At 57.6% G+C, this 12,954-nt stretch carries 13 protein-coding genes; 9 read left to right on the top strand and 4 right to left on the bottom strand.

Translation table 11 applies throughout. The annotated features are described in order from the left end of the window. The first annotated feature begins 42 nt into the window (after window positions 1–42). From trpD to HS103_10010, 3 genes are read left to right on the top strand one after another with little or no spacing between them, the layout of a single operon-like run. Window positions 43–1,083, top strand: coding sequence for an anthranilate phosphoribosyltransferase (gene trpD, locus HS103_10020; protein ID MBE7513136.1), 1,041 nt, complete (start codon window positions 43–45; stop codon window positions 1,081–1,083). Further along, window positions 1,080–1,868: an indole-3-glycerol phosphate synthase TrpC gene (gene trpC, locus HS103_10015; GenBank protein MBE7513135.1), complete on the top strand. Its 789-nt coding sequence runs from the start codon at window positions 1,080–1,082 to the stop codon at window positions 1,866–1,868. The genes trpD and trpC overlap by 4 nt, the downstream gene beginning before the upstream one ends. Next, window positions 1,865–2,536 carry a phosphoribosylanthranilate isomerase gene (locus HS103_10010; protein ID MBE7513134.1) on the top strand — a complete coding sequence of 224 codons (672 nt, stop codon included), beginning with the start codon at window positions 1,865–1,867 and terminating at the stop codon, window positions 2,534–2,536. The genes trpC and HS103_10010 overlap by 4 nt, the downstream gene beginning before the upstream one ends. Before the next feature lie 61 nt (window positions 2,537–2,597). On the opposite strand, the gene HS103_10005 is transcribed toward HS103_10010, so the two are convergent. Further along, a complete protein-coding gene (locus HS103_10005) occupies window positions 2,598–3,014 on the bottom strand; it encodes a hypothetical protein (GenBank protein MBE7513133.1) in 417 nt (138 codons plus the stop codon). Window positions 3,015–3,174: 160 nt separating this feature from the next. Here HS103_10005 and HS103_10000 point away from each other — a divergent pair, with 160 nt between their 5' ends. Together HS103_10000 and HS103_09995 are read left to right on the top strand one after the other, a co-directional pair. Next, complete coding sequence (locus HS103_10000; GenBank protein ID MBE7513132.1) at window positions 3,175–3,762, top strand: ATP-dependent Clp protease proteolytic subunit; 588 nt, start codon at window positions 3,175–3,177, stop codon at window positions 3,760–3,762. Between the two features lie 20 nt (window positions 3,763–3,782). After that, the gene (locus HS103_09995; protein ID MBE7513131.1) at window positions 3,783–4,304 is read left to right on the top strand and encodes a hypothetical protein; all 522 of its coding nucleotides are present in this window, start codon (window positions 3,783–3,785) and stop codon (window positions 4,302–4,304) included. On the opposite strand, the gene HS103_09990 is transcribed toward HS103_09995, so the two are convergent. Then, on the bottom strand, window positions 4,195–4,734 hold the full coding sequence (locus HS103_09990; protein ID MBE7513130.1) for a hypothetical protein: 540 nt from the start codon (window positions 4,732–4,734) through the stop codon (window positions 4,195–4,197). The two genes, HS103_09995 and HS103_09990, sit on opposite strands and share 110 nt — an antisense overlap. Before the next feature lie 36 nt (window positions 4,735–4,770). Continuing rightward, window positions 4,771–5,769: a stage 0 sporulation family protein gene (locus tag HS103_09985; GenBank protein ID MBE7513129.1), complete on the bottom strand. Its 999-nt coding sequence runs from the start codon at window positions 5,767–5,769 to the stop codon at window positions 4,771–4,773. A 104-nt stretch (window positions 5,770–5,873) separates the two neighbouring features. On the opposite strand from HS103_09985, the gene HS103_09980 reads away from it, so the two are divergent. The 4 genes from HS103_09980 to HS103_09965 all read left to right on the top strand — a co-directional run bounded on the left by HS103_09980 (window position 5,874) and on the right by HS103_09965 (window position 10,165). Beyond that, entirely contained in the window at window positions 5,874–7,745 is a 1,872-nt protein-coding gene (locus HS103_09980) for a maltodextrin glucosidase (protein MBE7513128.1), read from the top strand. Between the two features lie 2 nt (window positions 7,746–7,747). Then, a complete protein-coding gene (locus tag HS103_09975; protein ID MBE7513127.1) occupies window positions 7,748–8,608 on the top strand; it encodes a hypothetical protein in 861 nt (286 codons plus the stop codon). A 274-nt stretch (window positions 8,609–8,882) separates the two neighbouring features. Further along, complete coding sequence (locus HS103_09970; protein MBE7513126.1) at window positions 8,883–9,134, top strand: hypothetical protein; 252 nt, start codon at window positions 8,883–8,885, stop codon at window positions 9,132–9,134. A gap of 20 nt (window positions 9,135–9,154) precedes the next feature. Next, window positions 9,155–10,165, top strand: coding sequence for a hypothetical protein (locus HS103_09965; protein MBE7513125.1), 1,011 nt, complete (start codon window positions 9,155–9,157; stop codon window positions 10,163–10,165). Between the two features lie 75 nt (window positions 10,166–10,240). Here the strand turns inward: HS103_09965 and HS103_09960 are convergent, their stop codons facing one another. Next, window positions 10,241–12,877 (bottom strand): pyruvate, phosphate dikinase, encoded by a 2,637-nt coding sequence (locus HS103_09960; protein MBE7513124.1) that lies wholly within the window; start codon window positions 12,875–12,877, stop codon window positions 10,241–10,243. Window positions 12,878–12,954 lie beyond the last annotated feature (77 nt).

Raw genomic sequence — 12,954 nt, 5'->3', positions numbered from 1 at the left:
CACCGGGGCAAACCAGCACCACACAAGAGGATTCGGGGGTTTATGGATATTCAACAGGCAATCACTAAACTCGCCCGCCGCGAACATCTGACAGACGCGGAAGCCGAAGGCGCTATGGACATGATCATGAGTGGGAACGCCACCCCCGCCCAGATCGGCGGCTACCTCATGGCGCTGCGGCTGAAGGGCGAGACAGTGGATGAGATCACCGGCAGCGCTCGCTCGATGCGTCGGGCGGCGAATCACCCGCCGCTCGCCATTGCTGAGGTTGGCAAATTGATCGACACCTGCGGGACGGGCGGCGATGGAACAGGATCGTTCAATATCTCCACCACGACGGCGTTTGTGGCGGCGGGGGCGGGCTTGCCTGTCGCCAAACATGGCAACCGTTCAGTTAGCAGCAAAAGCGGCTCGGCAGATGTCCTTATGGCGCTTGGCGTCAACCTTAACCTGACGCCCGAACAGGTTGGCGCGTGCATTGATGAAACAGGCATTGGCTTTCTCTTTGCCCCTGCTTTTCATCCGGCGATGAAACACGCCATCAGCCCCCGCCGCGAACTCGGCGTGCGGACGATCTTCAACATCCTCGGACCGCTCACAAATCCGGCGGGCGCAAGGCGGCAGTTGATGGGTGTCTTTGATCCGGCGCTGACCGAACCGCTGGCAAAGGTGCTGCTCAGTTTGGGGGCGGAAGCCGCCTTTGTCGTCCATGGCGCAGGTGGGTTGGATGAACTGACAACGGGGGGCATCAACCGGATCAGCGAAGTCCGCAACGGTGAAGTCTCAACCTACACCCTCGACCCTGCCGAACTGGGCTTTTCCCTCTCCGCCCCGGATGATCTTGCCGGGGGCGACGCGAACAGCAATGCCGAGATCACGCGGGGGATTCTGAACAACACGATTCACGGCGCGAAGCGCGATGTGATTCTGCTGAATACGGCGGCGGCGCTTGTGGCAGGCGGCGTTGTGGCAAACCTTTCCGCCGGGGTGAAAATTGCCGCTGAAAGTCTCGATTCCGGTGCGGCATTAGGTAAACTAGAGGCATTAATCGCCTTCTCTCAAAAGGTAGCCATGCCGCAATGACACTCAGCAGACTCCCGAAAACAGATACGATTCTGGATCGCATCGTTGCCCGTAAAATGGAGGAAGTTGCTCAATTAGGGGAGGTCAGTCTTGACCCCGCGGCACCACCGCTGCGGGATTTTGCCGCTGCCCTAACGCGCCAAACTGTTGCCCTAATCGCAGAGATCAAACATGCCTCCCCAAGCAAAGGTGTGTTGATCGATCCCTTTGATCCAGTGGCGTTGGGGCGCGGCTATGCAGCACACGGCGCAGCGGCAATTTCCGTCCTCACCGATCAACCCTTTTTTCAGGGTAGTTTGGACGATCTCCGGGCGGTGCGGGCGGCGGTGACGATTCCCCTCTTGCGGAAAGATTTTACGATTGACCGCCGCCAAATCACCGAGGCGCGAAACGCTGGCGCAGATGCGATTCTGTTGATCGCTGCTATTCTCGATGATGCCCACCTTGCCGATCTCTACGCCTATACCAAAACGTTAGGTATGGCGGCGCTCATCGAAGTCCACAACGAAGCCGAGATGGAGCGCATCCTTCCCCTAAACCCACCTCTAATCGGGATCAACAACCGTGATCTGAAAACATTCCACATCGATCTTGCCGTTACCGAACGGCTGGCGCGGCTTGTTTCCCCAGAAGTGATCCTTGTTGCCGAGAGCGGCATTTTCACCGTTGAACACGTTCGTTTTGTGGCAGAATGTGGGGCGCGGGCGATCCTCGTGGGGGAAAGCCTGGTCAAAGCAGGTGACCTTGCTGGACAGGTGCAGGTATTAGCAGGTGTCCTCCGATGACGCGGATTAAACTGTGTGGAATCACAAACCTTGCCGATATGACCGCCGCCGTTCACGCGGGCGCAGATTATATCGGGTTCATCACCTTCCATGTTAGCCCCCGTCGGGTGAGCTATGATACCGTCAAGACGCTGATGGAACTTTTGCGCGGGTTGGATGTGGAGCGCGTGCCGCAGTGTATCGGCGTTTTTGTAGAACCTGACCCCACCGAAGTAGAACGTTTTGTGGTGGAATGCAAACTGCAAGGGGCGCAAATCCACCGCGCCAGCGCGGAGGTCTATGCCGAGATTCAACGCCGCTTGCATGGCGTCTGTTATCCGGTGATTCAGCCTCGCACCGTTCAAGAGGCGCTCGATGCCCTCCCCACGAACGCCCTCCCCGCGCCGCCATGGATACCACACCTGCTGATGGATACCTATCACAAAGAGCTTGCTGGGGGGACGGGGCAAACAGGAAATATGGAGATTGCCCGCGCCTTACAAGAGCGTCTCCCCCGCTTTATGTTGGCGGGGGGGCTTACCCCTGAAAACGTAGGTGAGGTGGTGCGGACGGTGCGCCCCTGGGCGGTGGATGTTTCCAGCGGGATAGAAGCTGCGCCGGGCAAAAAAGATCACACGAAAATGGCAGCATTCGTGGCAGCAGTACACACTGCTGATGCAACACTCTAACCCCCCTTTTCGCCCCCTGTGTCAGGCATCGTAGGCGGCAAGGGCTGAAAGATGGGGAATTCTATGCCTTCAGTTTCAACTCAATCTCCACATCGGCACTTTGGCGGCGGATGAATTTCTCGCGCACATCGTCGGGCAGCTCGTGCCAGGCGATGACCTCCGCCGCCCGCAGTTCAACAATCTCACCATCCTCTTTCTGTAATTCAGCAATCACCGTCTTTTGATGTTCGCGCCCGCCAACCATGCGCTGGAAGATAATCCGCGCCCGAACGATGCGCGTTTGCAGCAGCGCTACCGCCCGCTGTACGATCACTGCAAAGCGATCTCCCGCCGCCAGCAAAATGGTGAAGGCTTCTTTCAAGTCTGCCCCAAACAGATCGCCCAACCATCCGGCAAGGATGCCATTTGCCCAAGTGACGATCTTTTGCCAGAACGCCACACTAAGCGCGACGGCTGCCCCAACAACGACCCAAACCATCGTCCTCACTCCCTCCGCGCATGTTTACCCCAAGCGCCCAATTTTCTTGTAGATTGCTAATAGACGCGGGGCGTCTTCATGCGCATAATTAGATACGTGAAACGCGGCGTTGTGTTGCATCTTCTGCACCAAACACAACCTAGAGATTGAGGATTTCGCTGTGTTTATCCCTACCGTCGTTGAAGATACCGGGCGCTATGAACGCGCTTGGGATGTTTATTCGCTGCTCCTCAAGGAACGCATTGTGTTCTTGGGATCAGAGATCAATTCCATCGTTGCCAATTCAATTGTTGCCCAACTACTTTACCTTGAACACGAAGACCCCGAACGCGAGATTCGGATGTACATTCAATCCCCCGGCGGCGAAATTTACGCGGGGATGGCAATCCTCGATACGATGCGTGCCATTCGCGCCCCCGTCTCCACCACCGCCATCGGCATGACAGCGAGCTTTGGGACGGTTCTTCTGGCGGCGGGGCGTAAGGGGCTGCGCTATGCCCTCCCCAATGCCACGATCCATATGCACCAGCCGCTCAGCTATGGCGGTGGTGGCGGGCAAGCCTCCGATATTGCCATTCAAGCCAAAGAGATTATCCGCTTGAAGGAGAGCTTGCTCAATTTCTTTGTGGAGACCACCGGGCAACTCCGCGCCAAGTTGGAGCAAGACACAGATCGCGACATCTACATGACGGCGCAGCAGGCGCTTGAATATGGCTTGATCGACAGCGTGCTGAACAAGCCCGCTTAAGCTCGCCCGACGAAACGCCGATGCGCCGCCCGCGTAAGTCACTGCCCTTGCCGCCCCTCCATGCCCAAACGTGGCACGCTGGGGCGCTCCCTCCCGCCTTGCGTCTCACGCGCTTCCGCTCTCAACTGGAAATTCGTTTCGCGTTGGCGTTGGAGGCGCGAAATCTACGCTGGTTTTACGAACCAGAGCGCTTGGGGGAGACGATCCGTTACTTGGTCGATTTCTACCTCCCCCAGCCAAAGGCGTGGGTCGAAGTGAAGGGGGTTGTCCGAACGCGGGATCATATCGGCTTGCGCGAGGTTTCTGTCTTGCTTCAACGGGAGCGAGGGCAGCGCCTTTTCATGTGGACAGATCAGCGGGCATACCTCGTTGGGGCGGGGGATTTTCACCCCCTTGATTACGCTGACTTTTGGGCAGCGCTAGGCGTCCCCCCTATGCCCGACGACGCCCCCACCCCGTCCGTGCCGGAAGGGATGGATTCGGCGGGGGTGTCACCGTCAGCGCCGGACGGGAATCCACCGGAGCAGCCGCCGGAATCGTGATCGCCCCATCCACGTCATGGAGCATCACCGTGCCGGGCGTCAAATGAACGACAAGGTTCGCTTCCGGCGGCAGCGTGATGCTGAACTTGACTCGTGAGACTTTCCCTAGCATCGGTCTTCGCTTGGCAACGATATAAACGCCGTGTTCATCTTGCTCGGTGACAAATTCCACCCCGAACGAGGCAAGCAACGTCGCGTTCAACTCCACATGGTCGCCCGCCTCGCGGCGCACGATAAGCTCACACTGGCTACCCCGCACAAACACCGTCAGGGGTAAATCCACAGCGAACACCTGACGAATGTGCTTGTGGGTGGCGCGGTTTGCCGCTTCCATGCCGGCGGTTAGCGCAGACGTTGCCGCCTTTTGAACAAGCGCAGTACGCCCCAGAATCATCCCCAACCGTAAAAAAGCCTGAAACCCACGCAGCATACGCCTTGCCCTTAACCTGATAATCCGGCACAGCAGCTACAAATCAGCAATCGGATCGTCCTCATCATCCAAAATCATGGGAAGATTCTCATCTTCGTCCTCATCGGCATCCTTGCCGCCATGTTTCGCGCCGCAATCACAGCCGCCGCTCTCATGGCGAGAACAGCCGCCTTTTGCTTTTGCCTCCAACGCCTCCAATTCGTCCAGTGGGAGAAGATCATCCCGTTTGACGAGGAGGCGCGTATCTTCGACCAAAACGGTTACAGCGTCCAACAAGGGGTGAACGTCAATGACTTTCCCCACACCTTGTGCTGTGCCTACCCGCTTGTTTCGCTTGGGAAGCTGCTTACGCGCCTCCACATACTGTTCATATTCATAGACAAGGCAGCAGCGCAGCCGCCCACACATCCCTGTGATTTCCGACGGATTCAAGGAAATACCTTGCGCTTTTGCCATCTTGATTGAGACGGGGCTGAACTCCGTGAGGAACGAGGAACAACAGCGCGGTATGCCGCACGCGCCCATCCCCCCGATCAATTTTGCCACATCACGCGGACCGACTTGGCGTACATCGATCTTTGCCGAATAGCGGCTGGCAAGGGCGCTGCGCAGCCGGTTGATGTTCACCCGTTGGTCGTCTGTGCTGTACATGACCGTCATGATTGTGCCATCATAGTTGTACTGCACGGCAAGAAATTTGCACGTCCCGTAGCCGCCTAGTTCATGAGCCAGTTCGCGGATTTCGATCAGCGTCGATAACCCTTTCGCCTCCCATTGTTGGCGCAGCAAAAGATCGGCGGGCGTCGCCATCCGCGTGATCGGCTTGTAGTCAAAGCGATCAGATTCGGGGGGATAAAACTCAACCACCTCCCCCATTTGCCGCCCGCGCATCGTCTCTACAATGACATAATCCCCTTGCTGAAGGTTGGGAAAGGCGAGGCAGTCGAAATGATAGAGTTTGCCCACCTTTTGGAAACGGATGGCGGCAATCCGTGAAAGTGTCTCAGTTTGTACAGTCTGCGGTGTATCGGTCATGCTTCAATTTTCTATACGGTACACTAGTGAACGAAACTCATTTCTCACCATAATACGGGAGATTATGGGCTTCAGCAAATTCTCTGATATGAATTGGAAAAACCATGACGCACGCTTTCCATTGGAGCGCCGCAGTCCACCACGACGGATCGGCGTTGTTTGTCTCCAACCCGACACCACGCCTCGGTGAAACAGTGACGATTCGCCTCCGTCTTGTTGGGGAGACGCCCGTTCATGCGGTCTACCTCCGCACCTGTCCCGATGGCGAAAACCTCACGACGAAAATGACCGCCACCACTGAGGGGGCTACCACTCTCTACACAGCAGAGATGGCGATCACCATGCCGCGCAATCCCTACCGTTTCAAACTGCTGAGCAAGGAAGGGGCTTATTACCTTAATGCACAGGGAATTAGCCGTGCCGATTCCCCCGATGCCCACGATTTTAACCTTCTGGCAGATTTTCATACGCCGGAATGGGTTTCTACGGCGGTTTTCTACGAGATTTTCCCAGACCGCTTCTTCAACGGCGATCCCGCCAACGACATACCCGAAGGGGCGTGGGAGAACCGAGGCTTCAAGACCCAGCGCCGGAATTGGGGCGATCCCCCCCTCCCCTGGCAGGAAAGCGGGACGCTCGATTTCTACGGCGGCGATTTGCCGGGTATCACCCAGAAGATCGACTACCTTCAAGAGCTTGGCGTGAATGCCCTCTACTTGACGCCGATCTTCCCGGCACGGACGAACCACCGCTACGACATTGTAGACTTCTTCAGCATCGATCCCTATCTCGGCGGGGACGATGCGCTAATTGCCTTGCGGCACGCCCTTAATGCCGTTGGGATGCGCCTTATGCTCGATGTCACGCTGAATCACACGGGCTGGACTCACCCCTGGTTTCAGGAGGCTCAGGCAAGCGCTGAATCCCCTCATTACGAGTTTTTCACCTTCAATGACCATCCTCACGACTATGTGTCGTGGCTAGGGATTCCCTCGTTGGTAAAGTGGAACTACCGCAGCCAAAAACTGCGCAGCCGGCTTTATGGCGCGGGAGATTCCGTCTTGCGCCATTGGCTGCGTGAACCCTTCGGCATTGATGGTTGGCGCTTAGATGTGGCAAACATGCAGGGCAAACAGGGCGCATCGCAGCTTGGTCATGAGATCGGGCGCGAAATTCGGGCGGCGGTAAAAGACGAATCGCCCAACGCCTACCTGATTGGCGAACACTTCCACGATGGGACACCCCACCTTCAGGGCGACGAACTAGATGCCTCGATGAACTATCAGGGGTTCACCTTCCCCGTCCGCCGTTTCCTTGCCGGAGGTGATCTTGGCGCAGATTGGGGCGCCGACTGGAACGATACCGATGTGCTTGACGCTGAGCATATGGCAGAGCAGTGGCGGCGGTTTATGGGTGTGATTCCCTGGGTTATAGCGCGGATGCAGTTCAACCTTCTGGGCAGCCATGACACCACGCGGATTTTGACTGTCTGCAAAGGAGATCGCCGCTTGGCAGCGCTAGGGGCAATCCTTCTCTACACCTTCCCCGGCGTGCCGTGCGTCTACTATGGCGACGAAATCGGCATGGAAGGAGCGAACGACCCGTTCAACCGCGCCACCATGATTTGGGAGCGGGAACGGTGGGATCAAGATTTGTTTGCCCTGCACCAGAAACTAGGGCATCTGAAAGCAACCTCCGCAGCACTACGTGACGGTGGCTTTCAAATTCTCTATGCACAGGACGGGTTGATCGCCTTTCAACGGCAGTCTCCCACAGAGCGCTTGATCGTTGTTGGCTGGCGTGGGGGCAGCCCCGATGCGGGGGTACATCTCCCGCTTTGGCACGCTGATCTTGCCGATGGGGTTACCTTGCGTGACGTCATGGGCGGCGGGACATACACCGTCATGAATGGCGAGATTGCCTTAGGGCAGCTAAGCGCCCCAACCGGCTTGATTTTAGCCATCAGCGGAGCGTAATTGTGGCAAAACCACCCGCCTCCCCCTCAAAATCGCCCCTGTCTTCACAGTCCTCCCTTTTGAAGGGAACGGGGGGCGCGGCAGACGAACTGAAAAAACTTGCCCCCAACCCGGATGCAGCATACATCGTTCACGATCAGTATGGAATCGTGCAGGGGACGGCGCGGGATCGTGTCAGCTTGGGGGGGCATTGGTTAGTGGCGCTTGGCGCGGTGGTGATCGCTGCCTTGTGTACCTTCGGCGCAGTTTTGGAGGGCGTTCGCACCGTCCGTCAAAGCGCCGACGCCGAAGCGCGGGCGATTACCCTTCCCGCCACAGTCACCGGGCGCTCGCAACTAACGTCCTTGCGGGGGGCAGTTGATCGTTGGCTGGTCACCTTTGCCTTTACCACCGCGCAAGGGGAATCATTCAGCGGTGAGGCGGATATAGATCGCGCTACCTTTGAGGCGTTCACCGAGGGGGCGGCGATCTACATCAAATACCTCCCAGAAAATCCCCGCCGATCTACCCTTGCCTTCCAACAACTGATCCCCATTGATCTTGATCTGGCATTGATCATCGGCATTGTGCCGGCGGCAGGAGCGGCAATCCTGACGGGGCGTGCCGTCCTTATCAGCCTGCGTAACCGTCACTTTGAACGGCGGGGCATGGTGCTGCGTGGGGAGATCACAAAAGCAGAGGCGTTAGAGCGCGGAGCAAGCTACATTGTGACCCTCCATTACAAATTCCGCACTCCCGATCAGCGCGAGGTGATCGGCATCCTGCGCGAAGACCGCGACGATCTTCGCAAAACGGCATTACCCAAAGTTGGGACGGAGGTCGCCGTTCTCTACGTTTCGGATCGCCTCTATCGCTTGTTGTAAGCGCCGGAGCGCCAGTGGGAGGTCTTGTCTCTGTGCTTACCCTACACTTGCGTTATACTTTTAGACGTTACGCAGTTGCCTTCACCGCCTACCCCCCTCTCCCCACGAGGAGAGAGGGGGAATGAGGTGTTTGAGGGGGAAGCTCCCTCAAACATTCCCTTTCGATGTTTCGATGACTACAGGGGAAACAAGGTCAACTGCGTAAGCTCTAACGTTTTGATAATCTGACAGGCTATCTGAAGCAAACGCGCTAAAATGGATACTAGAATCACCCATGAGCAACAAACCTACAGGCATTGCGCCCGATTTTCTCGCCATTCTACGCTGCCCTGTCGCTGTTCACTACCAAGATAAGGGCAACGACCCCGGCAAACTCCGCCTTGTTCATGGCTGCTGGTTGGTTTGCGACGACAGCGGCTGCAAATACCCGATTGTAGACGGCATCCCGCGTATGTTGGTGGAGATCGGGGAGAAATACAAAGCCATTCCCGAAACAGAACTGCCCGTCCCGCCACCAGCCGACTAACCCTAAAAGCGGTGTGCGCTATGCCTTTCCCCGGTCATCGTCCTGTGCGCTGTGTCGGGGTACTGTGCCTCTTGATCGTTGGCTTCAGCCTAGCCGGGTGTGGGGCGGCGGTAGAGCCGATCTTGCCCACTGTCCGCCCAACCCTGACGCCCTCGATCACCCCCATTCCTTCCGCCACACGCATTGAGCCGACGGGCGTCCCCTCCCCGACGAAAATCATTCCCCCCACGCCCACCTTTGGTGCGTCGCCCACGCCGCTTTTAGGCTTTGCCCCCTCTCCGTTGCCTTACACGCCAACCCTTGAAGGGGGAGGTATTGTCGGCGGCACAGTGCGCATCAACTATTTCACCGCTGATGCACTAACGACCCAACCGGGCAGCACAATCACCCTTGCCTGGTCGCTAGAGGGCGTCAAAATGGGGACGATCTTCCGCGAGGTTGCCGAAGGTGAACGGGATCAATCATGGGTAGTGCCGGGGACGGGGACGCTCCAAGTGACCATCCCCCAAACGGCGAAGATCGAGGTGCGTTTTACGCTCCTCGCCGGGTCGGAATCAAGCCCGCTGACACAAACCTTGAGCGTTGCCCTTGCCTGCCCCGATGGCACGCTTCCCGATCCAGTCATGGGCTGCGCCAGCGCCCCCCCCTCCGGCGCGATCTTGCCCGGCTTGGTCGCCCAACAACCCTTCCAACGCGGGCTGATGCTCTGGGTGCAGAGTCAAAACCGGATTTATGTCCTCTATGAGGGCGGCGAGTGGACGTCCTTCCCCGATCAATTCCGCGAGGGGGACGCCGAAAGCGATCCGGGCATCACCCCGCCAGAGGGTGTCCTTCAGCCGATACGGGGGTTTGGCTTAGTCTGGCGAACACAACCCAACGTCCGAGATCGCTTGGGATGGGCGTTAGGGACGGAATATGCCTACCAGACGACGATGGAGGGTAATGCCTCACAAGAGGGCGTCATGACAATCACCGAAAACACGGGGCGGGTGATCGCCATTCATGCTGGTGGCGGGTGGCTGCGGCGCTGAGGACAATTCAGCCGCTCACATACCCTCCGGCGCGTTCGTCTGGAGAAACACAACCGCGCCGGACGTTATCGGGGGTTACTTATCGATCTTTACCAACGCCCCCTGTGCGGCTAGTGCCGCTTGCGCCGCCGCAAGTTTGGCGACGGGGACACGGAAGGGGGAACAACTGACGTAATCCAACCCCACATCGTAAAAGAACATCACACTGGCGGGGTTGCCGCCATGTTCACCACAGATGCCCACCTCCAACGCGGGGTTCGTCGCCCGCCCGCGTTCTGTCGCCATACGCACCAACTGCCCTACACCTTCTTGGTCAATGGACTCGAAGGGGTCTTGGCTGAAGATTTTATGATCAACATACATGGGCAAGAAGCGCCCTGCATCATCACGGCTGAGACCAAGCGTCGTTTGGGTGAGGTCGTTTGTCCCAAAGCTGAAGAACTCCGCCACCTCCGCAATGTTATGAGCAACCAACGCCGCACGCGGAAGTTCGATCATCGTCCCAATTTTATAGTCCAGCGAGGCACCCGTAAGGGTTTGAACTTCCTCGGCAACGCGGCGCACAAGGTCAGCTTGTTCTTTCAACTCGGCAACCGTTGCCACCAGCGGGATCATCACTTCGGGGTAGACAGTGATCCCTTCCCGTTGGACAGTGACCGCCGCATTGAAAATGGCACGCGCCTGCATCTCGGTGATCTCTGGGTACAAAATCCCCAAGCGGCAGCCGCGCAGACCAAGCATGGGGTTCGCCTCTTGAAGGCTTTCCACCCGCGTTTTCACGCGCTGAAAACTTAGCCCAAGTTTTTCTGCCAGCGTCCGAATATCGTTGTTGCCGTGCGGCAAAAATTCATGGAGCGGCGGGTCAAGCGTGCGGATGATCACTGGATGCCCGTCCATCTCGCGGAACAACCCTTCAAAATCGCCCTGCTGAAGCGGTTCGATCTTCGCCAGCGCCGCCCGCCGTTCCTCCTCTGTATCGGCAAGGATCATCTCGCGCATGGCGGTAATCCGATCCCCTTCAAAGAACATATGCTCCGTGCGGCACAGACCGATCCCCTCCGCCCCAAACTGGCGGGCAATCTTCGCATCACGGGGAATATCAGCATTAGTACGCACACCCATCGTGCGGAATTCATCCGCCCATGCCATGAGCATGGTAAATTCATCGGAAAGGATCGGGTCAACAACGGGCAGCGCCCCAATAAAAAGCTCCCCGCTTGTCCCGTTGACGGTTAGCCAATCCCCTTTTTTGAGCGTCGTATCACCGAGGACAGCCGTCTGGGTGGCGTAATTGATATGCAGTTCGCCCACTCCGGCAACACACGGTTTCCCCATGCCGCGTGCCACCACCGCCGCGTGGCTGGTCATCCCACCATGCGCTGTGAGAAGTCCTTTGGCGGCGATCATCCCGTGTAAGTCTTCAGGGGTTGTCTCATTGCGAATGAGGATAATGCGCTCCCCATGCGCCGCCATTTTTTCCGCCTCATCAGGATCGAACACCGCCTTGCCCACAGCCGCACCGGGGGAGGCGGGCAAGCCTTTCCCGATTGGTTTTGTCTGGGCGCGGGCGTGCGGATCAAGCATTGGGTGAAGCAGTTGGTTCAGCGATTCGGCATCAACACGCTGCACAGCCGTTGCCTTGCTGATCAGCCCTTCTTCAACCATCTCAACGGCGATCCGCACCGCCGCCAATCCTGTGCGTTTTCCGGTGCGCGTTTGGAGCATCCACAGTTTGCCGCGTTCGATGGTGAATTCAACGTCCTGCATATCGGTGTAGTGCTGTTCAAGCTGGTTGACAATGCCCTTGAACTGCTCGTAGACGGCGGGCATATCCTCTTTCAGTTTGGCGATTGGCTGCGGCGTCCGAATACCGGCAACCACATCCTCACCTTGCGCATTCACCAAATATTCCCCGAACAGGTCGGCTTCGCCTGTGCTAGGGTTGCGGGTAAAGGCAACGCCTGTGGCGCTGTCACCGCCCATGTTCCCAAAAACCATCGCCTGCACATTGACCGCCGTCCCTAGCGTATCGGGAATGTGGTTGTGACGGCGGTAATCAATGGCACGCCGCCCGAACCATGAACGAAAGACGGCAGCAATGGCTTGTTCAAGCTGTGCATAGGGGTCTTCGGGGAACTCGCTGCCCGTTTCATCGTAGACAATCTGCTTGAAGGTTTCCGAGAGCTTGATCAATTCTTCTGTGGTCAGTTCCGAATCGAGGCGGCGTTTCTTCAGCCGTGTCAGCGCCCGCTCAAATTTACTGCCATCCACCCCAAGCACAATCTTGCCGAAAAGCTGAATGAAGCGACGGTAAGCGTCATAGGCAAAGCGAGGGTTCTTCGTCTGCTCTGCCAGCCCTTGCAGCGTCTCTGCGTTCAAGCCGAGATCAAGGACGGTATCCATCATTCCGGGCATAGAAAATTTCGCTCCGCTGCGAACGGAAACCAACAGCGGGTTGGCGGCATCGGCAAAGCGCCGCCCCGTTTGTTTTTCTAGCGTCCCTACACAGGCAACCACCTGCTCCCACAGTCCGGCGGGGAACTTCTGTCCGGCATCATAATAAGCGTTACAGGCATCGGTGGTGATGGTGAAACCGGGCGGGACGGGGACGCCCGTTCGTGTCATCTCCGCCAGCCCTGCGCCTTTTCCCCCTAAGAGATCGCGCATCTCTGCGTTCCCCTCGGAAAACAGGTAAATCCATTTTTTAGCCATGATCTTTATCCTTACCTTTATCAGACTGTCTAAAATTCGGTGGGGAGGGATTGCCCGCCCCTTCACCTTGTCAATGA

The sequence above is a fragment of the Anaerolineales bacterium genome (genome assembly GCA_015075625.1).
Classification (GTDB): Bacteria; Chloroflexota; Anaerolineae; order Aggregatilineales; family UBA2796; genus UBA2796.
This window is presented reverse-complemented; position numbering and strand designations above follow the sequence as displayed.